The 25213-nt window shown below is 50.7% G+C and carries 26 protein-coding genes and 1 pseudogene; 20 read left to right on the top strand and 7 right to left on the bottom strand.

Translation table 11 applies throughout. The annotated features are described in order from the left end of the window. Positions 1-10 precede the first annotated feature (10 nt). From ACS5NO_RS28565 to ACS5NO_RS28520, 10 genes are all read left to right on the top strand, one after another. Entirely contained in the window at positions 11-1585 is a 1575-nt protein-coding gene (locus ACS5NO_RS28565; RefSeq protein WP_439418294.1) for a glycoside hydrolase family 28 protein, read from the top strand. Between the two features lie 242 nt (positions 1586-1827). After that, positions 1828-3672, top strand: a complete 1845-nt coding sequence (locus ACS5NO_RS28560; protein WP_439418293.1) for a glucosidase family protein — start codon at positions 1828-1830, stop codon at positions 3670-3672. Positions 3673-3940: 268 nt separating this feature from the next. Next, positions 3941-7120: a PVC-type heme-binding CxxCH protein gene (locus ACS5NO_RS28555; RefSeq protein ID WP_439418292.1), complete on the top strand. Its 3180-nt coding sequence runs from the start codon at positions 3941-3943 to the stop codon at positions 7118-7120. Between the two features lie 20 nt (positions 7121-7140). After that, on the top strand, positions 7141-8052 hold the full coding sequence (locus ACS5NO_RS28550; RefSeq protein WP_439418291.1) for a TIM barrel protein: 912 nt from the start codon (positions 7141-7143) through the stop codon (positions 8050-8052). Positions 8053-8087: 35 nt separating this feature from the next. Beyond that, positions 8088-8498 carry a gluconate 2-dehydrogenase subunit 3 family protein gene (locus ACS5NO_RS28545; RefSeq protein WP_439418290.1) on the top strand — a complete coding sequence of 137 codons (411 nt, stop codon included), beginning with the start codon at positions 8088-8090 and terminating at the stop codon, positions 8496-8498. Beyond that, positions 8444-8620: a gluconate 2-dehydrogenase subunit 3 family protein gene (locus ACS5NO_RS28540; RefSeq protein ID WP_439418289.1), complete on the top strand. Its 177-nt coding sequence runs from the start codon at positions 8444-8446 to the stop codon at positions 8618-8620. The genes ACS5NO_RS28545 and ACS5NO_RS28540 overlap by 55 nt, the downstream gene beginning before the upstream one ends. A gap of 2 nt (positions 8621-8622) precedes the next feature. Then, positions 8623-10332 (top strand): GMC oxidoreductase, encoded by a 1710-nt coding sequence (locus ACS5NO_RS28535; protein ID WP_439418288.1) that lies wholly within the window; start codon positions 8623-8625, stop codon positions 10330-10332. A 68-nt stretch (positions 10333-10400) separates the two neighbouring features. Further along, positions 10401-11270 (top strand): sugar phosphate isomerase/epimerase family protein, encoded by an 870-nt coding sequence (locus tag ACS5NO_RS28530; protein ID WP_439418287.1) that lies wholly within the window; start codon positions 10401-10403, stop codon positions 11268-11270. A 36-nt stretch (positions 11271-11306) separates the two neighbouring features. Then, complete coding sequence (locus ACS5NO_RS28525; RefSeq protein WP_439418286.1) at positions 11307-11528, top strand: hypothetical protein; 222 nt, start codon at positions 11307-11309, stop codon at positions 11526-11528. Further along, on the top strand, positions 11462-11689 hold the full coding sequence (locus ACS5NO_RS28520) for a rhodanese-like domain-containing protein (RefSeq protein WP_439418314.1): 228 nt from the start codon (positions 11462-11464) through the stop codon (positions 11687-11689). Before ACS5NO_RS28525 ends, ACS5NO_RS28520 begins: the two co-directional genes overlap by 67 nt. An 8-nt stretch (positions 11690-11697) precedes the next feature. On the opposite strand, the gene ACS5NO_RS28515 is transcribed toward ACS5NO_RS28520, so the two are convergent. The 4 genes from ACS5NO_RS28515 to ACS5NO_RS28500 all read right to left on the bottom strand — a co-directional run bounded on the left by ACS5NO_RS28515 (position 11698) and on the right by ACS5NO_RS28500 (position 13279). Further along, on the bottom strand, positions 11698-11931 hold the full coding sequence (locus ACS5NO_RS28515; RefSeq protein ID WP_439418285.1) for an integrase core domain-containing protein: 234 nt from the start codon (positions 11929-11931) through the stop codon (positions 11698-11700). Between the two features lie 177 nt (positions 11932-12108). Continuing rightward, positions 12109-12582, bottom strand: a complete 474-nt coding sequence (locus tag ACS5NO_RS28510; protein WP_439418313.1) for an IS3 family transposase — start codon at positions 12580-12582, stop codon at positions 12109-12111. After that, on the bottom strand, positions 12579-12881 hold the full coding sequence (locus ACS5NO_RS28505; protein ID WP_439418284.1) for a transposase: 303 nt from the start codon (positions 12879-12881) through the stop codon (positions 12579-12581). The genes ACS5NO_RS28510 and ACS5NO_RS28505 overlap by 4 nt, the downstream gene beginning before the upstream one ends. 137 nt (positions 12882-13018) lie before the next feature. Continuing rightward, positions 13019-13279: a hypothetical protein gene (locus tag ACS5NO_RS28500; RefSeq protein WP_439418283.1), complete on the bottom strand. Its 261-nt coding sequence runs from the start codon at positions 13277-13279 to the stop codon at positions 13019-13021. 120 nt (positions 13280-13399) lie between these two features. Between ACS5NO_RS28500 and ACS5NO_RS28495 the strand changes: the two genes are divergently transcribed. Continuing rightward, complete coding sequence (locus tag ACS5NO_RS28495) at positions 13400-14857, top strand: SGNH/GDSL hydrolase family protein (RefSeq protein ID WP_439418282.1); 1458 nt, start codon at positions 13400-13402, stop codon at positions 14855-14857. A 7-nt stretch (positions 14858-14864) separates the two neighbouring features. Here the strand turns inward: ACS5NO_RS28495 and ACS5NO_RS28490 are convergent, their stop codons facing one another. Further along, the gene (locus tag ACS5NO_RS28490; RefSeq protein ID WP_439418281.1) at positions 14865-15890 is read right to left on the bottom strand and encodes a glycoside hydrolase family 2 TIM barrel-domain containing protein; all 1026 of its coding nucleotides are present in this window, start codon (positions 15888-15890) and stop codon (positions 14865-14867) included. Between the two features lie 541 nt (positions 15891-16431). Between ACS5NO_RS28490 and ACS5NO_RS28485 the strand changes: the two genes are divergently transcribed. The 6 genes and pseudogenes from ACS5NO_RS28485 to ACS5NO_RS28460 form a co-directional block, all read left to right on the top strand. Beyond that, positions 16432-17037, top strand: a complete 606-nt coding sequence (locus ACS5NO_RS28485; RefSeq protein ID WP_439418280.1) for a Crp/Fnr family transcriptional regulator — start codon at positions 16432-16434, stop codon at positions 17035-17037. A 63-nt stretch (positions 17038-17100) separates the two neighbouring features. Beyond that, a complete protein-coding gene (locus ACS5NO_RS28480; protein ID WP_439418279.1) occupies positions 17101-17634 on the top strand; it encodes a GlcG/HbpS family heme-binding protein in 534 nt (177 codons plus the stop codon). An 11-nt stretch (positions 17635-17645) separates the two neighbouring features. Next, complete coding sequence (uraH, locus tag ACS5NO_RS28475) at positions 17646-18053, top strand: hydroxyisourate hydrolase (protein ID WP_439418278.1); 408 nt, start codon at positions 17646-17648, stop codon at positions 18051-18053. 534 nt (positions 18054-18587) lie between these two features. After that, entirely contained in the window at positions 18588-18959 is a 372-nt protein-coding gene (locus ACS5NO_RS28470; RefSeq protein WP_439418277.1) for a helix-turn-helix domain-containing protein, read from the top strand. Next, a complete protein-coding gene (locus ACS5NO_RS28465) occupies positions 18956-19186 on the top strand; it encodes a hypothetical protein (protein ID WP_439418276.1) in 231 nt (76 codons plus the stop codon). Before ACS5NO_RS28470 ends, ACS5NO_RS28465 begins: the two co-directional genes overlap by 4 nt. 24 nt (positions 19187-19210) lie before the next feature. Further along, positions 19211-19882: pseudogene (locus tag ACS5NO_RS28460) on the top strand (IS3 family transposase); the annotation flags it as partial. 115 nt (positions 19883-19997) lie between these two features. Here the strand turns inward: ACS5NO_RS28460 and ACS5NO_RS28455 are convergent. Further along, positions 19998-20696: a hypothetical protein gene (locus ACS5NO_RS28455; RefSeq protein WP_439418275.1), complete on the bottom strand. Its 699-nt coding sequence runs from the start codon at positions 20694-20696 to the stop codon at positions 19998-20000. Between the two features lie 18 nt (positions 20697-20714). Then, on the bottom strand, positions 20715-21140 hold the full coding sequence (locus tag ACS5NO_RS28450) for a plasmid pRiA4b ORF-3 family protein (RefSeq protein WP_439418274.1): 426 nt from the start codon (positions 21138-21140) through the stop codon (positions 20715-20717). A gap of 709 nt (positions 21141-21849) precedes the next feature. Here ACS5NO_RS28450 and ACS5NO_RS28445 point away from each other — a divergent pair. From ACS5NO_RS28445 to ACS5NO_RS28435, 3 genes are read left to right on the top strand one after another with little or no spacing between them, the layout of a single operon-like run. After that, positions 21850-22854, top strand: coding sequence for an alpha/beta hydrolase family protein (locus tag ACS5NO_RS28445; RefSeq protein WP_439418273.1), 1005 nt, complete (start codon positions 21850-21852; stop codon positions 22852-22854). Between the two features lie 4 nt (positions 22855-22858). After that, positions 22859-24064, top strand: a complete 1206-nt coding sequence (locus tag ACS5NO_RS28440) for a DUF418 domain-containing protein (RefSeq protein ID WP_439418272.1) — start codon at positions 22859-22861, stop codon at positions 24062-24064. Positions 24065-24106: 42 nt separating this feature from the next. After that, positions 24107-24919, top strand: a complete 813-nt coding sequence (locus tag ACS5NO_RS28435; protein WP_439418271.1) for a LytR/AlgR family response regulator transcription factor — start codon at positions 24107-24109, stop codon at positions 24917-24919. The last annotated feature ends 294 nt before the right edge of the window (positions 24920-25213 follow it).

Genomic DNA, 25213 nt, shown 5'->3' with positions numbered 1-25213 from the left:
TTATAACGCCTTGAAAAAAAGCATTTTTCTTCTAATTTCCCTTGCGTGGCTGAACGTACTCGCGCAGGCAATACCCCCGGTTTACAACATCCGCGACTACGGAGCCACCGGCCATAAAAGCGATAACGCCACCGAGGCCATTGCCAAAGCCATTGCAGCTGCCAAAGCCGCTGGCGGGGGGCTGGTGCAGGTGCCGCCCGGCGATTATACCTGCCTGGGTATTGTGCTTTACGATAACATTACACTTCAACTTGACGCAGGAGCCATTTTGTACTTCGATTTGCCCAATCCTGACTTCAAGGCGCGCGGGTTTATTTATGCGGAAAACGCAAGAAATATCGCCATCCAGGGTCGGGGAAAAATTGACGGGCAGGCCTGCTATCAGTGGACCGATTACAACTATGGCGATGTAGAAATTGCCAAGGAAGTGGAAATCGCTAAAAAGGCGGGGGTGGAGATGAAGCGGAGTTATCGGGTGGGTAAAAGTACGTTCGGAGTGCTGTTGAAGGAGTGTGAGAACATAACCATCGACGATGTCACCATCGTCAATACCTCGCTCTGGTGTATGCGTATATGGGGGTGTAATGGATTAAAAATTAGGGGGGTAACCATATTTTCAGATCTGAAGATGGGCGTCAATTCCGACGGTATCGACCTCGACGGCACCTCCAACGCCCATATCTCGGGTTGCACCATTTCGACCGGGGACGATGCCATTTGCCTGAAATCCGGCTCATGGGATTTTAAGGATAGCGGCAAAGCCTATCCGACCGAAAATATTCTGGTTGACAATTGCATTCTGACCAGTTCCTCAACCGCGCTGATGATCGGCACCGAAACCCTACAACCCATGCGGCATATTCTTTTTACCAACTGCGTGATTCGGAACGCCAACAAAGGCGTAGGTATCAACGTACAGGACGGGGCCACCATCAGCGACGTGACGTTCAGTAACCTCACCATGGACCTGCAACGGAGGCACTGGAACTGGTGGGGCAATGCCGAAGCGTTTTACTTTGTCCTTAAAAAACGAACCCCCGCTTCGCCCATCGGCACCATCAGGAACGTCACCATCGACAACGTGACGGCCTACGCACAAGGTACCAGCCGGGCCATTACCACGGTGGACAAACCCATCGAGAACCTGCGCATCCGCAACCTCCAGATTTTTATGGATCCCGAGGCCACACCCGACAAACGAACCGCCGACGCACTGCTGTTTTCCGGAGTCGATGGCCTAATTCTCGAAAACGTAACCGTACACTGGAACGACCGGAAGCCCGAACCAGCCTGGCAACACGCGCTGGTAATGAACAGGGTGAGTAATTTCCGCCTGCGCGACATATCGGTCCGACAGGCGCAACTTGCCTCTACCCTGCCCGCTATAGCGCTGACCGACTGCACCAACGGCATCATCAGCGAGTCGATGGCACAACCCAAAACCGGTCTGTTTCTGTCTATCAGTGGCAAGGACACCAAAAACCTGCTCTTGCACACCAACTACCTCAGAAACGCCCGCCAGCGAATAGCCATCGGTAAAGACGTTGGCAAGGGGATGGTGGTCTATAAACTGTTCGCCCAATGAGAAAACCGCCACCCATAACATACCCATCAAATAGTATGCGTAGCTCGAATCCAGCCCTACGACGGACATTACACTTTGGAACCATAACCTGCCTGTTGATGGCCGTCTTTCTGTCAGTGCACGGGCAGACACCGACCCCACCCGTCATCCCGCAACCTGACCGCTGGGCACTTTTACCGGCAGGGGCAATCCGCTGGTCTGTGGCAAAGGACGAACGTTTACCCCATAGCGACCATATTGAAATGAGCGGACGGAAAATTTCCGCCGTTATCCGGTACGGTGCAGATACCAACCGGCGTCTTACGCTGAGTCGGGTGATGTATTGGCCCACACTTCGCACCATTCCCGGCCCCGGCGAGCCGGACTATGCCAAATACCGGTCTTATCTCAAACGATCCTACGCAGCCGACGTTGCTCCTTCGGTTACGGTCGATGGAAAAGCGCTCGAAGCCAGTTCACTGAAACAGGTTGTGCTTGATGGTATCCTCACCCTATATCACCAGCCCAACCAGGGATTAACACTGACACGGACCCTCTTTCCATCGACCAGCCGGGGAGCTTTTGTCGAACACTGGAATTTGCGAAATACCTCTTCCCGGCCCATTCAGGTAGCGGTAACGGCAAGGCGTCAAACCGAGCAATTGACGGGATTGTATGGGGTCTACATCATCGAGACCACGGTAATTGCCCAACCCCTAATCACCCTGAAACCCGGGCAGTCGCTGACAACGGGTGTCGTGTTCAGTGCCCGTCTGCAGAGCGAACCCGCCATAACTCTATCCCCGACCGGTGAGGAAGCCTCCCGACGGGCTTTTCTGCGGGCGGTGAACACATCGCTAGTGCTGACCACGCCTGATGCGCTCCTGAACCGGGCTTTTGCTTTCGCTAAAATCCGCGCATCAGAAAGTCTGTTCGACACAAAAATGGGCCTCGTTCACTCACCGGGTGGCGGCCGCTATTATGCCGGCGTTTGGACGAACGACCAGGTTGAATACGCAGGGCCTTTCTTTCCGTTTCTGGGCTACGCACCCGCCAGTGAAGCATCGCTGAACGCCTATCGGCTTTTCGCCCGGCTCATGAAACCCGACTACGGGCGAATTTGGTCCTCGCTGGAAATGGAAGGTGATTTTCCGTGCTGTTCCAAAGACCGGGGCGATGCCGCCATGTACGCCTACGGAGCGGCCCGATTCAGCCTGGCCTCCGGAAATCCAGCCATTGCCGCCGAACTCTGGCCAGCCATCAACTGGGCCCTGGAGTACGGTCGGCGGCACACCAACGCCGAAGGGGTCGTGGAGTCGAAAACCGATGAGATGGAAGGGCGAATGCCTACCGGCACGGCCAACCTCTCTACCTCGGCCCTGACTTATGGAGCATTACGTTCAGCTGCTCACCTGGGGCGGGCACTTGGCCGGGCCGATACCGCCCTAATCTACGACCGCCGGGCCGATACACTACGGCAGGCCATTGAAACCTACTTTGGAGCTGACATTCAGGGATTTCACACGTATCGGTACTTCAAAGAACACCAGACCCTGCGCCACTGGATTTGCCTGCCTTTGACAATGGACATTCCGGACCGGAAAGAAGGTACGATACAGGCATTGCTAACGCGGCTCTGGACACCCGACGGACTGGCTGTTGAAGCCGGAGATCCGCAAATCTGGGACCGGGGAACCCTGTATGCGCTGCGCGGAATACTCATGGCAGGTGAAACCGAAACCGGTCTGGCCTACCTTCATGCCTACACCCGGCAGCGATTGCTGGGCAACCACGTTCCATACGCCGTCGAGGCTTCACCCGAAGGTGGTCAGGCGCATTTATCGGCGGAGAGTGCGTTGTATGGCCGCATCATCACCGAGGGATTGTTTGGTATTCGACCCACGGGACTTCGCTCTTTTACGTGTGTGCCCCGTTTGCCCGCGGCCTGGCCGCAGATGCGGCTGTCGGGTATGAAGGCATTTTGCCTGGACTCGGACGTACTCGTTATGCGCATCCGCGACCAGATTCGATTGGTCATCAGCCAGCAAAACCGTGTGATTTTCGACCAGGTCGGGCCATTGGGAACGGCTTTTACGGTAGAATGGTAATTATTTTAGTGATCCTACTATCAATTCCGATTGGTTTGCCAAATGCTGGTCTGTCCGATTCCATTCCCCGCGTTTCGCTGACCGACTTTGGCGTGTACCATTTTCACCGGCCTATCGACCTGCCCTACCCAGACCCACCCAGATACGGGATTATAAACCGTGATATTGGAACGCCGATCACACTGACAAAGTATACACTAAGTTAAAATCGAGTAATATCGGGGTACATTCAGCTTATGTATCAAGTAGTTATAACGTACTTTACCCTATGCTTCTACCAAACCTACGCCCACTGTTTCTGCCCCTTTTTAGTGCTGCGGCAATGGTCGGACTATTGAGCGGGTCAGAACCGCAGCGACCCGCCATACTGGTAACTCCTAATCCCTTCTTTCAGGCAGCAGCAGCCGAAAAGTTAGCCCATATCCGCGTGCCGGACGGGTATAGTGCAGAAGTGGCGGCCGGGCCGGATCTGGTCGATTTTCCGATGTTTGCTACCGTGGACGAAACCGGGCGCCTGTTCGTCTATGAATCCATCGGTCATGTATACAAAAAAACGAAGGACGCACTCGACCATCCGCAGTTCCGGATCAAACTCCTGACCGACACCAACGGCGACGGAAAATATGATAAAAGCACCATTTACGCAGATAAAGTGGGTTTCCCGCAGGGGGGCGTTTTCTACAAAGGCAGTCTCTACGCCACGTCGGCCCCGGACCTGATCAAATTTACCGATACCGATAACGACGGCGTTGCCGACAAACGCGAGGTAATACTGACGGGCTGGGTGTTGAACGTCAACGCCAACAGCGTTATCGGCCCGTTTGCCGCGCCCGATGGGTGGCTCTACGTAGCCAGTGCCGGTACGGGTTTTGACATTATGTCCAGAGAAGGCAAACGCTTGAAGGGCAGCACCGGCCGCATTTGGCGGTTTCGGCCCGACGGGTCGGGGCTGGAATGGATTTCGGCTGGGGGCATGAACAACCCCGTCGAACTGGCTTTTACCGAAGCTTCCGAACCCATCGGCACCGAAACCTACTTTACCGAACCCCAGGCCGGGCTACGCGATGCCCTCGTTTACTGGACCGAAGGGGGTGTATATCCCAAACCCAGCAACCGCATTGCGCAGGACAACCTGGTCCGCACAGGTGAGCTGATGCCGGTTGTCACGAAGTATTCGCGGGTAGCTCCGTCGGGGATTGGCCGCTACCGGCATACGGCACTGGGGGCCGGTTTCAAAGATAATCTGTTCAGTGCCCAGTTTAATACCCACCGGGTACTGCGTCATAAGCTCATCCGGGAGGGCGGGTCGTTTCGGACTGAAGACTCCGTCTTTTTTTCGACTGACGACGAAGATTTTCACCCCACCGATGTGCTGGAAGATGCGGATGGGAGTTTGCTGGTGGTTGAAACTGGGGGCTGGTTTATTGAAGGGTGTCCGCTTTCGCAGGTATCGAAGGCCGGGTTAAAGGGCAGTATTTACCGGGTGCGCCGGAAAGCCGCTCCGCCCGCTACCGACCCCACCGGCAACCGCATCGACTGGACGAATTTACCCACTCCCCAGGCGATCAGCTACCTGACCGATACCCGGCCTACCGTTCGCGACCGGGCCGTAGAACGGCTCGTCGACCTCGGTGCGACTGCGGTGGGAGCACTGACCAGCGTGGCGAAGCAATCGAAAAACGCCGATGCCCGCACAAAGGCTGTTTTCGCATTGTATCGGATTGGTACGGCTCCTGCGCTAGCGGGGGTTCGGGCGGGCCTAACCGATGCCAACGGGCAGGTGCGCGTTGCCGCGGCCCGCGCGGTAGGGCTGGCGCGGGATGCTTTGGCGATGCCCATGCTAATACAGATGCTGGAAAATCAACACTTGGCCACCCGCCGACAGGCCGCTACGGCCCTGGGTCAATTGGGCATAGCCAAAGCGGTTCCGGCTCTGCTGGCCGCTACGGCCAAAACCGAAGACCGTTTCGTGCGGCACGCGCTGATTTATTCGCTTATAACTCTCAACCAGCCCCAGCCCGTTGCGGCTGCGCTGACAAACTCGTCGCACTTGGTGCGCGAAGCGGCCCTGATTGCCCTCGATCAGATGCGTCCTTCATCCCTGCGGGCAGATCAGTTAACGGCTTTTCTGACCAGCCCGGACAAGGGGTTGCAGCGTACCGCCCTGTGGGTTGCGTCGCACCATGCCGACTGGTCAGGCGAGATGACCGCGTTCCTAAGAAAACGGTTTGGTGGACCGCCCCTCACCGCCGACGATGAGCAACTGTTTGGCGATATGCTGGTGGCATTCAGCGAAAATGTCTTGATGCAGCAGTTTATGGCCGACCAGCTCAAAACGGCTCCGGCGGCCCGGAAACTGTTCCTGCTGAGCACGATGGCCCGTTTTCCGAAAGAAAAACTACCCGTAAACTGGGTGGAGGGGATCGGGCAGCAGCTTGTGTCGGGTCGTGAACCCGGAGTCCAGGCCCGCGCCCTCGAACTGACCGGCCTGCGCAACCTCACCGCGCTGACGGGTCAGCTCCGGCAGGTAGCCGACAATGCGCAATTACCCGCGTCGCTGCGGATGAGCGCACTGGGTACGTTGCTCAAAACCCAGCCAACGTTCTCAGATCCGCACTTTTCGTATCTGTATGACCAGCTCAGTGCGGGGGCCGATGCCCCCCTTCGCCAACAGGCCGCAACGGTTTTGGCACTGGGGAAACTGACGGATAGGCAATTGATGAAACTGGCGCAGGACTATCTGCCCAACGCCGACCCATTCATACTGCCGCGCCTGGTGCCGGTATTTAAAGGAAACCACCCGGCACCCATTGGGTTGGCTCTGGCTAACACCCTGGCTAATTCGCCGGGGTTGGGGAGTTTTTCGGAGGAAACCATCACCGCTCTTTTTGCCGATTATCCCGCCGAGGTAAAACATGCCGTTGCCAAACTGACCACGAAACTGGCCGGTTTGCAGGCAGGGCGATTGCAGCGGCTGAAGGAACTGGAAAGCCTGATTGCGGGTGCCGATCTGGAACGGGGCCGGGCGCTGTTCTACGGCAAAGCCATCTGCTCGACCTGCCACCGGGTGCGAGCCGAAGGCGGCCAATTCGGGCCGGACCTGACCTCGATTCAGAAAGACCGCTCGGCCCATGACCTGCTCGAAGCCATCGTGTATCCGGATGTTAGTTTTGTGCGGGAGTACGAAACCTACCGCGTCAAAACCAAAACCGGTGAGCATACGGGTATCATTCAGGAGCAAAGCCCGTCGGTAGTCGTGCTGGGTACGTCACAAAACAGTTCGGTACGGATTCCGCGTGCCGACATTCTCTCGATGGAGATGCAGCCGGTGTCGATGATGCCGCAGGGGCTGGAGCAGCTGATGACCAAACAGGAAATGGCTGATTTGTTGGCCTTTCTGTTGGGGCAAGACCAGGACCCTGCCACCGACCAGGCCATTTTACGCTAACGTTTTTCCCACTCTTTATCATGCATCGTCGTACCTTTGTCAGAAATACGCTTACCGCCGGAGCTTCCATGATGGCCGTTATGGATACCGTCAGGGCAAGCCCGGCCAACAATGCCCCTGCATTTAAAACCAAATTCTCGCCCGAATTCAACATCTTCAAAGGGCTGGCCCCCACCGATCCGGTGGACGAAATCAAGTGGGGCTACGACCAGGGTTTCCGGGCGTGGGAGAATACCATGCTGCGGCAAAGACCCGTGGCCGAGCAGGAACGCATCAGCCGGACGGTGCAGCAACTGGGTATGGATTTCGGGCAGTTTGTGGGTACGCTGACTTTCAAGGACGTAACCTTTGCCGGGCGCGATGCCAGTCTGCGCGAGGGGGTTCTGGCCGATGTGCGGGCCTCCGTTGAAATTGCCAAACGGATGAATACCCACGTGATTCACAATGTGCTGGGAGTTGCTGACCCACGTTTGCCCTGGGATTTTCAGACCGCCAATGCCATCGACCTCCTCAAACGCATCGCCGACATTTACGAACCGTACGGGATTGTGATGGTCATGGAATCCATGAATCATAAAGTGGACCACCCCAATATGTTTCTGCATACCATTCCGCAGGCGTATGCGCTGGCCAAAGCTGTGGGCCGACCGAGTGTGAAAGTACTCTTCGATTTTTACCACGTACAGGTACAGGAAGGCCACATGCTGCCTACCCTCGACTATGCCTGGGACGAAATCGCCTACATTCAGGTTGGTGATACGCCGGGCCGCAAAGAACCTACCGCGGGCGAAATCAACTACCCTAACGTGCTGAAACACCTCTGGAACAAAGGCTATCGTGGTTTTGTGGGAATGGAACACGGCCTGAGCAAACCGGGTAAAGAAGGTGCAGAAGCCGCTCTGAAAGCCTATAGAACTATTGATATTCAATAAGTTATGACACAGTAATCCAGACATTCTAACTTGATATGCCACGCCGGGAGGCTGCGCAAACCCTGTTGATACTCATTGGCAGTGTACTGTCGCTACTCGTGCAGGCTGCTTTACTCCAGAAAATTAGTAATAGTAATCCGGGCCGGTTTTCTATTGAAGAGCAAGCCTTCATCACCGAACTGGCCGAGGTAATCATACCTGCTACCAACAAGCCCGGGTCTAAGGTTGCAGGCGTGGGTAAGTTTATCGGCTACATCATCGGCCATTGCGCCGATACCAACCAGCATAAATCCTTCCGGCGTGGTTTGAAGCAAATTGAAACGCTGAGTCAGTCGGCGTTTGGCAAAAGAAAAGATTTGATCTGCTCGAAGCCCCGCAAAAAACCGGACTTATGGAACTACTCACACGGCAGGAAAAATCTTTTTTTACCATACTGCGTGAGTTGACGATTGTGGGCTATTTTACCTCCGAAACGGGTGCCTCCCAAGCCCTCGACTACGTAGCGATACCGGGTCGCTTTGTCGGCGACATTCCCCTAAAACCGGGCCAGCGAGCCTGGGCCATTTAAGTATGAATCTTAACATTGATGCCGAAAAAGACCTGCGCTATGATGCCCTTGTCATTGGCTCGGGCGTGAGTGGCGGGTGGGCCGCCAAGGAGTTGACAGAGAAGGGCCTGCGCGTACTAATGCTGGAACGGGGCCGACCCCTCGAGCACGTAACCGGCAACACAGAGGCCATGAAAACACCCTGGAAAGCCAGTGAAACCGAACGGCTGGGTGGCCTTGCCAAAAAGTACCCACAAAGTCCGCAGGATGTAGGTGTCGCCAACAGTGCCCCCAGCTACTGGATGCCCGGTGCCAGTACCTCGTACCGGCAGGAAAAACCGTTTCGCTGGATGCGGCCCAACATCGTGGGCGGCAAATCAATCATGTGGGGGCGACAATCCTACCGGTTCAGCGACATTGATTTTGAAGCCAATGCCAAAGAAGGAATTGGGGTCGACTGGCCCATTCGCTACAAAGACATTGCTCCCTGGTATTCGTACGTGGAGAAAATAGCGGGTATATCAGGCGAAAAGCTGGGCCTGCCCCAACTCCCTGACGGTGATTTTCTTCCGCCTATGGATCTATTTTTTATCGAGAAAGAAGTGCGGAAACGCATTGAAAAAAACTTTCCGGGCCGGGTCATGACGGTGGGGCGTTCGGCCAATCTATCTAAAGCAGATAAAATTCATCTTGATAACGGGCGGGCATCCTGCCAGTACCGGGACATGTGCAGCCGGGGCTGTCCCTTTGGCGCGTATTTTAGCACCCAGTCCTGCACATTGCCGCCCGCCGTCCGAACCGGGCGGCTGACCCTCCGGCCTGATTCAGTGGTAACCGAAATTCTGTATGATGTACAGAAGCAAAGGGCAATGGGTGTGCAGGTGGTGGACGCTGTTACGCTCGAAAGTCACCTGTATTTTGCCGATGTCATTTTCGTATGTGCCAGTGCCATGGCCTCTACGGCCCTGTTGCTCAACTCGATATCCGACCGCTTTCCGAACGGGCTGGGCAACGATTCGGGGCAATTGGGGCATAGCCTGATGGACCACCATTTTGCGATTGGTGCGTATGGCCAATTGGAAGGCGGGAAGGATCGGTATTTCCACGGGCGACGAGCCAATGGCATTTATATTCCCCGGTATCGCAATATTGGTACTGATAAACGCGATTACCTGCGCGGCTTTGGCTATCAGGGGGGCGGCAGTCGGCAGGGCTGGCAACGCCGGGTGGCTGAACTGGCCTTCGGCGCGTCGTTCAAAGACGAACTGACGAGTCCGGGGTTGTGGACAATGGGTCTGGTGGCCTTTGGTGAACACTTGCCTGAGTACAAAAACCGGTTGCATCTAGATAAAAATCAGCGGGATACATGGGGGATGCCTACGGTTGTGTTCGATGCGGAGTTTGGCGAGAACGAAAAGAAAATGCGGGTCGATATGCTGAACGATGCCAAAGAGATGCTCGAATCGGCGGGGCTAATCAACGTCGGTGGATACGACAATGAGGCAGCGGTGGGAGAAGCCATTCACGAAATGGGTACGGCTCGTATGGGTCACGACCCTAAAACTTCGGTTCTTAACGGACATAACCAGGTTCATGCCTGCAAAAACGTGTTCGTGACCGACGGGGCCTGCATGACTTCCTCTTCGTGTGTGAACCCATCACTGACTTACATGGCTTTGACGGCCCGTGCGGCCGATTTTGCGATTCGGGAGCGGAAAGCAAAACGTCTGTAAGGCGGATCTGGATGGTATCAGTCGAATCCGGTAGCGGTGTTGATTTTACGCGCAAACTACATTTATTTATGCTTTCTAACGGGACACATACGCATTTATCCCGGCGAGACTTTGTCACAAGTCTAACGGCGGGCATTGCTTCGCTGGCTGCGTTGCCGGTATTGGGCGAACCGGCGGCAAAGCGACTCGACCGATTGGGCTTCATTGCCGGTATTGTCAGCAGGGAGTTAAAACAGGATTGGCAGGGGGGCCTTAAAAAAGCCGTTGCCTACGGATTCAGCGAGATGGAGACGGGCCGTTTTTACGGCAAATCGGCCCCGGATTTTCTTAGGTTTTGCGGCCAGATTGGTCTGAACGTTATTGGCGGAGGTGGTCTTTCCCTGTCCGCCAGCCCTGATAAGCTATGGCCCAAATTAGATGACTTAAAGGCCCTCAATGCCAAGTATGCCGTGGTCTACTGGCCCTGGTTAGTAAGCGGCCCATTTACCCTGTCCGACTGTCAGCGCAGTGCTGAACTGATCAATAAAATGGGTGAGCAATGCAAACACCGGGGCCTTGCGTTATGCTGGCACAACCACGATAAAGAGTTTATCCCGATGGAAGCCGGGTTGCCTTTCGAATATCTGATGACCCATACCGACCCCGCTCTGGTGAAATGCGAAATGGATTTGTACTGGGTTGCAAAAGGGGGAGTCGACCCATTGGTTATGCTTCAGAAATACAGCGATCGCTATACGATACTTCACGTGAAAGACCTGGCTCCGGGAACAGATCAGGGCTTTGTCTGCCCCGGCAGCGGCATTATCGACTTCAAGACGCTGTTTGCCGAAGCCCATCGTCAGGGCATCCGTCACTACATGGTGGAGCAGGATAATGTTGTCGATGGTTTGGGCTGTTTGCTGTCAAGTGGTCAGTATCTACATCGGTTACGGTTTTAGTCGTCTTTTCGTCCCTCAATTAATCCAATACCAATAATGAATATCTTTGGCAGAAACACAATTATCCTCCTCCTGGGCGGCCTTTTATTAACCTATACCGGCCACGGTCAGGCTATGTTACCTGATTCGTTTGCCCGTCAACTTGCCAATAGTCCACAGGCGCAGTTGATTGACGTTCGTACTGCCAATGAATTTGCACAGGGCATTTACCCGATGCGAAGAACATTGACTATAAACGGTCTGACTTTGGCCGCTTAATCAAAGACCTGAATAAACAAAAGCCGGTTTATGTCTATTGTCTTTCGGGTGGCCGGAGTAAGGCCGCAGCCGAGCAGTTACGGTCTTTAGGATATGGCCCCGTCTATGAACTGACCGGGGGCTACCTGGACTTGCAACAGTATAGTGGAGATTTTTCTTAAGCAGCCATCTAGGAGGTGTAAAAATAGGTTTCCTGTTGACAGGGTGTGCGGTAACCCAATGCCGAATGTTTTCGTCGTTGATTATACCAACCCTCAATGTACTCGAATATAGCCAACCGAGCTGCAGCTCGTGTTGCAAAATGAGTGTGATTCACCAACTCGCTTTTGAGCGTCTTGAAATAACTCTCGGCAACCGCATTATCCCAACAATTGCCCTTGCGGCCGCCGGGCGGCCCCGTCATGCTCTGTGCAACCGGTAGGCCCTTCAACTCATCTCCAAATTCTGTACAGGCATACTGAACACCCCGATCAGACCGGGCTGCTGGCACAGTGAAAGATAAGACGGCTGTCTATCGCTCTGTTTTTGAAGGCCATCCGCCAGAAAGCTACGCTCGTATCTACTGCTTTTAAACTTTCACTCAACGCCCAGCCAATCGCTTTCCGGTCAGCCAAATCAAAATCACTGTCAGGTATAGCCAACCTTCTTTCGTAGCAATATAGGTGATGTCAGACACCCACTTTTGGCTTGGCCTTTCAGCACAAAAGTCTCTATTTAATAAGTTTATAGCTAGCGGGTAATCATGATTCGAGTCGGTGGTTTGTACCCGATACTTTTTGTAAACAATGCTACGAATACCTATTTTCCTCATGAGCCTGGCAATACGGTTGCGCGAGACCTTCACACCCTGCTCGCGGAGTTCATCAGCAATCCGAGGACTACCATAACTGCTTTCACTCTGCTTATGCACTCGACGGATATGGTTCACCAACTGATTCTGGTTTTGTTGCCTGATATCGATGGGATGCTTGCGCCAATAATAATAGCCACTACTACTCACATTCAACACTTTACACATCTTCTCAACGGGAAACAGGTGAGCGTTCTCCTTTATAAACTGGAATATCTCTCGTCGATCCTGGAGAAGATGCTGATGGCCTTCTTTAGCATATCGCGCTCAAGCTGAGCGTCTTTCAGCTCTTTCTGTAGCCGTTTGATCATCTTCTGATCCTCGCTCAGCTCGAGGGCCGGAGTTGCAGATTGACCAGGGCTTTTGTAGCTATGTCGCCATTTGGTGATCCGGCTCGAATCAATGCCGAGTTCACGGGCGGCTTCCTGCACGGAGACTTTGGCGTGGGCTAACTCAACGGCCATTCGTTTGAATGCCTGGTCAAATAAACATCTTTTCTTCATGGGTATTTTTGGGTTTTTCCCCAAATGTGCCTAAAATCCTTCTCCAGTCAAATGTAGCGAGTCCAAAAGCCTGCTGACACAGTCCAGCAAGCAGTCTCTTATTTGCTTTCTAAAACGGGTAGTGCCTCCGTTTGAACTTACTTATTATTAAATAAGATTTCTTCCCATTCCTGTTGTAGTACCTGCAAAGGCCTTTCTATAGATTCTCCATCAAAGGCTTCAACAGGTAGCCATGTGACATTGCCAGTATAATCCGATAGCCTTATATTGTCCAGTTGCCATCCATTTTTCACTAAACATGAAAGTCCTTCAAGACAGAAATCAATGTTTTCTGCACCTAAACTACATTCCTGATAGGTTCCCATTGGATTACAACAGGAGAAATATACAAATGCCATATGGCTGTAGGTTTACGTTGCCATCCTACGAATATAGCCGGTGCATGGCGTGTTATGTAGCGAATTGAGGTCCTAGATACTAGCGATAGAAAATAGTTTATCCATAAATAACCGAAGCCTGTGTCGAAAATCTGGGTGGGTCTGGGTAGTTACCAGCAGGATAAATACCTGAAATTGCACTTCTTGCAGCTGTTCATTACCGGTTTTATCCCTAAAGCTATGCCCCTCCGCTTCTCATTTCTGATTCCACTGATTGGACTTGCCATGAACGCTGTCGGCCAGTCATCCCTTCCGCTGCCGCCTATCTCGATCCCGGCTTCATTTACCGCCCATCTACCCCACACAGCCCAGTTGCTGAGCACCATCAACCCAAACAGGCCCCAAAACGTCCGAATACTGGTTTATGGGCAATCAATTAGCGAACAGAAGTGGTGGCTAGAGGTGAAGAAATTTTTACAGCAGCGCCATCCTGCCGTGGATATAGTTATGGAAAACCGGGCCATTGGTGGCTTCAGCAGCGATCGGCTGAAACTGATGGTAGCTAATGATGTGGCACCGTTTTATCCCGACCTGATTCTGTTTCATGATTATGGAGGGGAAGAGGAGTATGAACAGCTCATTCGGGTTATCCGTAGCCATACCACTGCCGAAGTCCTGATTCAGACTGACCACATTGGCGTAGGGCAGAATCAAGAATGGCATGACCGGCACAGCGAGGTGTGGCTCCCGGCTTTATGCAACACCTACGGGCTGGCCCTGCTCGATGTACGGGCGGCATGGAAGGCATATCTTCAGCAATACCAGTTAACACCTGCCGCGCTGCTCTCGGATAACGTTCACCTCAATGAGCATGGCAACTATTTGATGGCACAAATTATTACCCGGTATCTGGAGGCACTACCCCGCCAGACCGAAGTTCCGGTCACGACCGTTCAGACATTGCGCAGGGGTAACAATTTCTCGCCTAAAAAAGCTAAAATCCGTCTGCCTGTGGACGGCAACCGGATTGACCTGGTCTGGGACTCGGGAAGCCCCACTTGGCAAACCGTAGCGGTAACCATCGACAACCATCCGCCGGACAGTCAGCGGTATAGTTACTTTTATACGCGTCCAGTGCTGAACGAGAATCGCTCTTTCCTGAGCCATATGGGTCAGTTGCTGGCCATGCAACTAGGCGGTAAACCGCAGGCCGAAGACTGGACGCTGACGGTTACCGCGGTCGATACGGTTCGACAGCAGCTTCAGTTTAGGGTAAAAGGCAGTCAGACCGGAGACGATGGCGTAGGCAGCAGTGACCAGCCGTTTTCGTCGACATCCGGGCATATACGAATTGATTCGACCGGCTGGTTCCGGCGTAAAAATCCGGCTGATTTTCGGCAGTTTCCCTGGCTAAAGGCGGGTGACCAACTGCACTGGAAGGTGTTATCTTGCTGTGGAAACAGCGTCGAGCCTGTCAGTGGCCGTGTTGTCACCGTCATGCAGGGCGCAACAAATGGTACCCATGTGTTGGAGCTAAGCGGTAAAGGCGTACAGCATATTCAGGAAATAAGGGTGTATAGGCCTCCATTGCGGCCTTAACCGCGAATCACTTCCTAACGAAGAAAGGGATGTTTGCAGTGGCCCAATTCCCGTTGCCGTCGTAGGCATACACAAACAACCGGTAGGCCCCTTCGTCGGCAGGGGTCCGAAAAGAAAGTCGGGTGGTATTGGGTATGTCGATTAGGCCGGGAACATCAGGTGGTTTCCGTTCGCCATTGACACCATACGGGAACGCCGTTCCTTCGCGAAGCACCTCCCAATAGTAGCGTAGCTGCTCTCCGTCGGGGTCTTTCACCCAGACCTGGGCCTCACTCGCCTGACCAGGTGGTAGGTAGATTTCCTGGTAGGCATTTCTGCCAGTTAATTGGACCGAATCAAGTCGTGGAGCGCGGTTCGTTGGCCATCGTCCCGTCCATGCATACTGCATCACGTCAACGGCTTCCGTTTCCAGCCCTTGCGCATCGAACATGCCAAACCAGGTGTGGGTACGTTCCTGATGATGCTGCCATAGAAATACAAATGACCCTAGGCACATGGATTTGTCGGCGGCAATGATCCGCTCATACCGCTTCTGATACTGGTATGCCTTCATGCTACTGGTTTCTTCGATGGGTGCTTGCCAGGGCGTTTTGGGCACCTGCCAGAATCCGGTGGGGACCCATTCGGTGACGGCATACGGTTTTTGCCAGCCGAACTTCCGGAGCCACAGGGGTATTTTGTCCAGATCGCCGTATTCGTTCACGCCCAGCAGGTCCAGTTCAGGGCATGAGGTGTTCAATTCCTTAATTTTCCCCTCATTGATAGAGCCGACTACCGTCATAACCGGATGATTGGGATCGATCTGATGAATCTCCTTCGCCAGTGCGTCAACGGCCTGCCAGACCTTTACGTTGTAGTGTTCCTTCACATTGGCCTGAATAAAGTCGAGTTCATTGCCCAGTGCCCACATCAGCACGGCCGGGTGGTCTTTTGTCTGACGCACAATCGCCATCACCCGCTCATGTTGCTGACGCACAGCAGCCTCATTATCATAATCCATCCCATCACGTTCCGCCCGAACGGGTAGATTCACCAAGGCGGTCAGGTCCAGGCTGTCAGCTAGGTTTAAGGTCTTTGGGTTGGGCCCGGTTCGGATGGAATTGCCCCATATTGCTTTAGTTTAGCTAGGTAGTCACTCCCAACAGCCCCTCTAATGAAATACGGCTTACTATTACGGATCAAGGCGAAGGAATCCTTATTTTTTTTGATATGTACCTGGTTAGACTGGGCAAACACAGCGATGACGCAGATTGCCAATAACAGAACGAGAATACTTTTCATAGGTAAGACATTGCATTGGTTAGTAACGATGAAGCTGTTCGAGATTTTCACATTCAGTGTATCTTTGGTGCATTTTGATAGGCTATTTCATTCCTATGAACGGGAATATGCTCTGGGTTGGTTCGTAACTGTTTCGCCAACTTTGAGAACCAGGCCTTCATTACAGACTACTTCACGGATCAATAAGTACCTTGAACGTTAGAATAATTTACAGTTCATAGTTTTTATTTAGCAACATTCAAGCACGCCAGTTTTGGAATAATTGAAGAGTTCATCACCATTATACTATTTATATGGCTACTATAACGTCAATTCAAGAACTACCGCTGATATATCAGCCCTTGGCATCTTATATATTGCACAGACATAAAATTGATCGGGAAAAACTTAAAGATATATGTTCTTTTTTTCAACCTGTAAAGGCTCACCGCAAACAAATTTTAATAGATTATAACGCCACTTGTAGAGTTTACTACTTTATTAATACCGGCTGTCTTCGGATTTTTACCATAAACAATGTAGGAATTGAAACATCCCGTTATTTTGCGTTTGACGGTATGTTTGCCACTGCCCTTCCCAGCTTTATAGACCAGAGGCCTGCACTCGAGTATTTGCAAGCCATTGAAAAGTCAGAACTGCTAGTAATTTCCCGGAAGGACTTTTTTCAACTTGTAGATACTGTGCCCGAGTTTAGTCACATCTACAGGGAAATTCTTGAATTGGGTTTTGTTAACGCTCAAAAACGTATTTATGGGTTCCAAGGATTTGATGCGCTGGAAAAAGTAAAGTGGCTCATCGAATCACAGCCAAACTTTTTGCTCCGGGTATCCAATAAGATGGCCGCTTCATACCTGGGAATTTCTCCATCTACGCTAAGCCGGGCAAAATCAATGCTTTAAAACGTTGACTTAGATCAACACTTACGGCAGATTGATATTGTAGTTTTGCAAAAACAAATTACAATGAAATTCAAACTGCTAATTTTAACTTACCTATTTCCAAGTATTTTGATTGCGCAAGAAGGTAATCCTGGCAAAAGGGTCTCTACCAAAGCAACCACTTATCTTAGCCCCTCATATCAGTTAACACTTGATGCGGCAGTAGCACTTGCTAAGCAGGCAAGAGCTTGCGCCAGCCATTTAGGCAAATCAGTCACGATTTCAATTGTGGATGCGGCAGGTCAAGTAATTCTCATCAGTTGCCAAGAAAATGTTGGACCGCATAATACGGAAGCAGCCAGAAGAAAGGCCTACACGTCGGTTTCAACCAAAACCCCCACCTTAACGTTGTCCAGAAGTGCCAGGTCAAATCCTGATACTGAAAATCTGGCCAATCTACCTGAACTGCTGCTGCTTGGTGGTGGCTGCCCTCTTTGGTTTGAAGGCAAGCTGATTGGGGCTGTTGGCGTTGCAGGTGGTGGTAGCCCTGAGAACGACGATTTGATCGCAAAATCGGCTGGTATTTCAGAGGCCGGAATTTTTACACAACTTAATTAACTTTAAAGCAGATGAAAAACTTACTTCTTACGCTGGGTTTAGCTTTGAGCACTACACTGGCCTACTCGCAGACAAAAACGTTCCAGTTATCAAGTCATATCCTTGACATTTCCAAAGGTATGCCGGCATCAGGTGTACCCATCCGACTTGAAAAGATGGACACAAATAAAAAAACGTGGTCGATAATTGAGGAAAAAATCACTGATGCCAATGGCCGCATCTCCGACTTTCTTAGTTCTGAAAGTTCTAATGAAGGTATTTACAAATTGACCTACTTGACAGCAGATTATTTTAAAAGCCAAAATGCACAGAGTTTTTACCCCTTTATCGAAGTCGTCTTTGAAATCAAAGACGGCAAACATTATCACGTACCAATTACACTCTCCGCATATGGTTATTCTACTTACAGGGGTAACTGAGCTGAACAAACTGACATAGTTGTTGGTATTTCCTAAGATAATTTAAACGAAACATCTCCGGAGTTTTGTTTATTATGCTCTTGCATCTAAGCAGGCTTAAAATGACGAGTGCTATGGTCATACAAACCGCAATTAAAACGAAGATGCTGATCAGCCCGCAGCTTACCTATGAGCACTTTTTACTACTTTTTTTTCATTGTCAGACCGTATTTGAACAATGGAGGAAAGAGTGGTAACACTTTCTTGAAAAATGTGATGACCTCCTCCTTAAAAGCGGGCTCTTACGCACTTTGTGTGGCTCAGCATCGATAAATCACTCGTTGTCGTAATAGATCCAGCTTGGCCCGTCCATACATCTGACGCTTGATGAGCTTGATTCGGGTCACTTGACCTTCGGTTTGACCGCGCCACGGTGGCCATTGCTCCATTCTGTAAATAGGGCCGCTCGTACAGCATCATTGTCTAGTCCTGAAATAGCTTTACATAAAGCTTATCAGGATGACACACGAGAATACGAAAAAACAGGGATTTCGAATGGGCAGCCGACATCCGTTCGAGCGACGATCCGAAAAAGAAAAGCGCCGGATTGTTCAGGAAGTCAACCAAGGTATCATCGGCATACGAGCCGCTTGCCGTAAGTACGGGCTCAACCGCAATACCTTGCGAAGTTGGCTGGTTCTGTTTTCTTTGCCAGTGACGGACACAGTTGCTACTCCTGAGCCGTCTCCTGCCATGCCCAATCCCCAAACGGACCAACTAGTAACGCGACAAGTGAAAGCCCTGACCAAAGCACTCGCACAGGCTGAACTAAAAATCAGCACCTTACAAACAGTAATCGAGGTGGCTGAAAATGAACTAAAAATCAAGATCCGAAAAAAGTCTGGTACCAAACGGTCAAAAGAATGAAGCAAAGCCATCCTCAAACCAGCCTGGAGCAGCTTTGTGATCTGTTTGGTGTGACACGTCAGGCTTTTTATGAAGCAGCTGCCCAAGAAAAAAAAACCAGCATTGCTCATGTAGTCGTGCTCAGATTGGTCAGTGATCTGGGCAGAGATATGCCCCTGTTGGGCACCAGAAAGCTGTTTCATTTACTGCAATCCCAGTTAGAGGCCCACCAGATCAAGATGGGCTGAGATCAGTTTTTTGATTTACTTGGCTTTCATGGACTGTTAATTCGCCGACGCAAGCGCATGGTTAAGACGACCGATTCTCATCACTGGCTGAAGAAATATCTCAATCTGATCAAGGAATTGACGGTAGACGGCCCTGAACAACTGTGGGTTAGCGATTTAACCTACATCCGAACCGTACAAGGCTTTAGCTATCTCAGCTTGATCACTGATGCCTACTCTCGGAAAATAGTTGGTTATGCGCTTTATCCAACTTTAGAGGCAAGCGGTTGTGTTCTAGCTTTGCGAATGGCCCTTAAAGGCCGAAAACGGTTAACCGACTACACGTTAATCCATCATCCAGATCGTGGTATTCAATACTGTTCCGCTCAGTATATCACATTGTTGGAAAACGAGCAGATCGCAATAAGCATGACTCAATCGGGCAGCCCTTACGATAATGCTTTGGCCGAGCGGGTAAATGGCATCATCAAAAATGAGTTTTTCTCTCAAACCATTTACCCAAGCCATCAGGAAGCTGAATTAGCGATCAGCCGCTCCGTTACTCGGTATAATACCCAACGTCCGCATTCTAGTGTGGATTATTTGACCCCCGAAGTGGCTCATCAGCGAAGTGGTCTATTGAAAAAACGGTGGAAGCAGTATCAAAGACCGAAACCAGTCAAGCAGCAAGAGAAGGTTGAGCCGGTAGTAGACTGAGAATCCGATTGTTGACAATGGGAAAATAAAAACAGGGATTATAATAGATAATGCAAGGGCAAAATAACCAAGTAATGGTGGCCTTGAAGTGACAAGTAGAATTTAGGATTAACTTTCAGAATCTGTAAGGTTTTTTCAGGACGTGACACTCCGTGCCAGGTGGGTCAGTTTGCTCCGAAATACTCATGTGCCAGTGACGGACATAGCCTCCGTCAATACCCACCACGAGTGGACGGTCAGGAATCGGCAGAGCTTCCCGCTCCATCTGACAACAACCATTGAAGAAAGTTGCTTCAGGCGGTAGTTGCTTTTCCTGCTCCTCAACAACGGCATGGAGATGATGCTGGATCGTGGTGGCATTGAGTTTTTGGTTAATCGGGAGCACTTCTTTGAGTAGGTCAGCGGTTTTCTGGTAAGGAATCAGGTTGGCCCATTTAGTCTCCAGATACAGCCGTTCTGGAGTCACGTGCTGACTGAGTATATCTTTGAGGGGACTGAACGTTTTGGCTCCGGTCCCTTCGGATAGGAGATAGTAGCGAGGGCTGTTTATTGTTAAATCGCCGAACAAGGTTTTTAACCGAATGGGGTAAGCTCCTTTCTTGCGTAAGTCGGTGGGCAAGTGAGCCTGCATATAGCTGGCAAGCTGGGTCTCAATCAATTTTTGCTGGATCGTTTTGAGCAGATCTTTGGACTCAGCCAGCGTCAGCCCCAGATTTTCTAAGGTCAATTCGTCCCGATTTAGGGTGAAAATAGCTTTCATTATTGGCACCTGTTCATCGGACAGGTAAGAAACTACTTGCAGTTTGAAGTTCATGGTAAAGGGAAGTAAGGATTACGGGCAAGCTCGTTGTCCACTTAGGCAGAAAGGGGGTTGTAGCGGTTTAGCAGCCGATTGAATTTTTTCGATGCGTATCTGATGCAGCCAACGACCGGTGAAATCGTAGGTGTAGGTGAACTTGTCATTTACCCGCCAGGGAAAATCGCCAAGTCGAACGTGATTAGCATCGTCGGCAAAATAAAAACCGCCGTACCGAATGCCGTACTGCTTTCCCCAGATGTGAAAGCTATGCAAGTGCCAGTTCTCCCAGCCCATGACAACCTGAAAAATATGATGGAGTTGGGCTAAGGTAACATCAGCCCGCACCGCCAGCCGTCGGGAAATCTGGGGACTGATGCCCAATAGATGAATCTTGAGTTGATAGGTCAGCTCACCAGGCAGACCTTCTTGGGGAACTGGGTTGGTGGGCTGGTTATCCATGTGGCTAGCGGATTTATAGGCTCTTCAAAATTAGTCAGTTATAATTAGAATGCCAGATGCCCCACACTTTTTGATGCTCTCCAATTTTGGTATTGTTCCTACCGGTTCTTCGAAGATGAGGACAAAACCCAGGCCGCTTCCGGAACCGAGCATTTGTTAAAACATACCGAACGATTGGAAGGAAATCGCATTGAACGACTGAACATTATTTTCGTCGATCCATATTATATCACCCGTCAGGTTCCCCAAGACAATAAGCTCATTGACCGGGAACTGGATACTTACCCAACACGGATTAGGCAAGGCACGATTACACTTTATGTGAGAAAATTGTAAACTTCTGTTGCTTAAATAGGTAAAATCCTTAATAGAGATTTAGGTGATCTAAAATTTCCCTCTAACCAGATCATCTCACAAAACGTTATTATTGATCCGTGAATAAGTCTGTAAAGCTCTCCCCCGATAGATAGACACAACACCGTCCAAGCAGACGATGTCGACTTTATGCTCTCCATCAGTCTCTATAGGGTCGTGTTCTGCATGATTTGGTTATACCTACTTGTGCAAACAAGTGACAGGTTGCCAAACGGGAGAGGTTTTGACTCTACTTCACTCCCGAATAACGCTACTTCGGTTTTTACTGGTATTGTCAGGACAGTGGCACCCAATTACTCTTCTTTACTTTGCCGCCGGTTCAGACAATAATTCAATGAAAAAAATAACAGTAGCCTTAATGGCTTTCTTTTTGATTACGGGCTCTGTCGCGCAGGCCCAGATCGACACTACTCTCCGTCGAGTGCTGATTCCCAATGGCGATTTAGTTATAGACGGCTTACTCATTCTGCCTAAAAAGCAGACCGTACCCGCTCCAGCCATCATCTGGGTAGGTGGCTCGGGTGACTGGGAGATGATTAGCAATTACAGTAACGAGCCAGACATCTTCTATCGCTACTACCTCGAGCACCAGTTATTAGCCAAGGGTTATGCCATCCTCTACATGAATAAACGCGGCAAGGGCCGTTCAACCGGTAACTGGCAGAAAGCTGGGTTTGAGGACCGTGCCATAGATGCGAATGCCGCTCATCGTTATTTAGCTACCTTACCCGGGATCAACCCCAAGCAGATTGGCATGGTTGGTCACAGCCAGGGGGGCTGGATCGTACAGTTGGCGGCTACTCAAAATCCGAACGTAGCGTTTACGGTTGCCCTGTGTGGCCCAACGGTTGACGTGTATACCCAAACCATGCAAAATTACCAACGGTTGTATGAGTGCGAGGGGCTACAAGGCAAATCCTTAACCCGCAAATTGAAATGGAAGAAGCGTGAGTTAGCCCTCGGCAATGTTTTGGGTCGCGTTTTTAAAGGGGGCGAAGCTGGTCAATGGGCACGTATACGGCATTATAGCCACGATGCTGCGTTGAGAAAGCTACTAACGCCCTCGCTAATGGTGTTTGGTGAGTTAGATGCGTATGTATGGCCTCAAGCTAATCTAAATCACCTGCGTTCGGTATTTCCCGAGGGCGTTCCAACCCATATACAGACCTACCTGCTACCTCATGGTGAACACATGCTCCATGTGGTGCCCAATGGCTGTGTCCTTGACTGGGATGAACTGAAGGATAACACAAAACATCCTTATTCGGAAGCACTACGTGACTATTTGACCACCTGGATTACGGCTGTCACGGCCAAACCCACCACAGCTAAACAATAAAATTATGGCGTCAATCGGTTCCTTTCAAGCGACCCAGCCCCATGAACGTATTCATCTAATGGATGGTTTGCGTGGATTTGCCCTTTTTGGTATTCTAATCGTAAATACCTGGTCTTTTTCGCGTGTTGAGTGGTTGCCAGTCGAGCAGCAGACCCAGCACTGGCTCACTGATTCACTTAAGATACTGGTCGATACGAAGTTTATCACCATCTTCTCTATGCTGTTTGGAGCGGGCTTCTACCTTCAGCAGCAACGAGCACTGGCGAAGGGGGTAAACTTTCCCGCTTACTACACCAAACGCATGCTGTTCTTGTTCGTCATTGCCTGCCTACATGCTTATCTGTTCTGGTTCGGTGATATTGTCCGCAATTATGCCTTATTAGGAGTAGCTTTACTTACTGTACGGCATCTATCGGCCAAAGCAACGCTACGGCTGGCCCTGCTCTTCATTGGCTTCTTAACGCCAGTTACTTACATCCTAAATGAAGCGATCGGTAAACACACTAACCCGGATCAGGTTGACGGTATGCCACTGACTACCTATATCTTTACCGCCTTCACAACCGGATCTTATCCTCAAATTTTGCGGGCCAATTGGATCATTGATCCCTGGCACAACTTTATACAGGATCTGCCAATTGCCTTAGTGGCAATGTTTGGCCGAATGTTGCTGGGCGTTTGGCTGGCAAAGATCGGTTTCTTTCGTAATCCAGCGGCTCATCAACGACTTATTGGGAGATGGCTTTGGTGGGGCGGCACGGTTGGCGTTAGCAGTAGCGTAGCTTTCTGGGCGATGGGTAACGGACGATTGCCGATGGACGAACTTTATATGATTCCGGTTATTTTCCTGGTGACTGGAGGTCTAGTACTCCACAGCTTATTCTACGTGGGTTTGTTTATCAAAAGCTATTCCAGTTCGCTGGGAACTTTATGGCAAGGGAGTTTGGTGCCGGTTGGACGAATAGGTTTGACTAACTACTTTAGTCAGACGGTGCTGGCCTTTACATTTTTTTATAGTACAGGAATGATTGGCCACATAGCCCCGACGATATTACTGGGCTGTGCCTTGGGCTTGTTTGCCATTCAGGTTTTGTTGAGCCGTTGGTGGCTCTCCAACCATAAATCCGGCCCGGTTGAATGGGCATGGCGAGTGTTGTCCTATTGGGCAGTCGGTGCAATATCCCCGAAGGCAGAACCTACTGAATCGTGAAGTGCTAACTATTCTTTGTTTGATTGATAAATCAGTGCATTAATGATCCGTGAACGTTGGATACAACTGGTTGGAGCAGCTTTTACTGCTGTTTTTCTGGTGACGTTTGACAATGTCCCGCTGGTTGATCTCCTGCAGAGGCCTACTTATTACCGCGATTTAAGTACCACCCTGATCGCTACATTTCTTTTGATTAGTTACGTTAGTTTTATAACAAGCCAGCTTGATAAGCGAATTGGGTGGGCGGGCGGTTGGCTATGGCGGTTAGCGGGACAAGGTGTGTTGGGGGTAGTGAGTAGTTCGGTGCTGGCGTATGGAATTGCTTATGCTCAATATCGGTTCATTGATTCTGAGCACGTTTTTGGAACGGATTCGTTCCTGCAGGTCGAGCTTCCAGTCATAGTTTTATGCCTACTGTTCATCAATTGCCTATACTTGGGGGGCTCCTATTTCCGATGGAAAGAACATTCGCAGCCAATACCGCTTCAGGAGCAACCGACCCCGGCCGAAACTTCTTACGTAACAACAATAATTGGCATTCATGGGAATCGAAAGATAAATGTGCCTACAGATAACATAGCATTCATCTGTGTAGAAAACGGTCTAACCTGGCTATTCACTTTTGATAACGCCCGATACCATCTCGATGAACCTTTGCATTTACTCATTGAGCGACTTAATCCTGCCCAGTTTTTCCGGGTTAATCGTCAGTATATTGTTCAGTTGTCGGCTTGTTTTTCTTATCAACCTGCTGATTTTAGCAAGCTGACGCTGCGGCTGATTCCTCCGTTTAATGTAGAACTAACAATTAGCCAAAAGACTGCACCTGGCTTCCGACGTTGGATCGAGCGGTAGGCATCAGCGGAGTGACTATCTGCTTTTATTGAGTAACCTCATCAACCAGTAGGGTCTTAGCAAACCAGTCGTGGGCTACTTTGCAAATGTATTCACGAGCAGTTTGATAAGACCCAATTGGCTGGGCAGACTTTCTGAAAAAGTTGTGGAGCAAATCACCTCTGTCTCTACTGGCCGATCAATGGTTATCCGCAAAGTAGTCTATATGACCAACCCGGTGATGTGATGCCAAATCTGGCTCACCTTCATAATTTTAAACGGTTTTGATCAAGCCATTTCGGTATAGCATACAAA

It is taken from the genome of Larkinella fluvii, from assembly GCF_051857545.1.
In the GTDB taxonomy this organism is placed as follows: Bacteria; Bacteroidota; Bacteroidia; order Cytophagales; family Spirosomataceae; genus Larkinella.
This window is presented reverse-complemented; position numbering and strand designations above follow the sequence as displayed.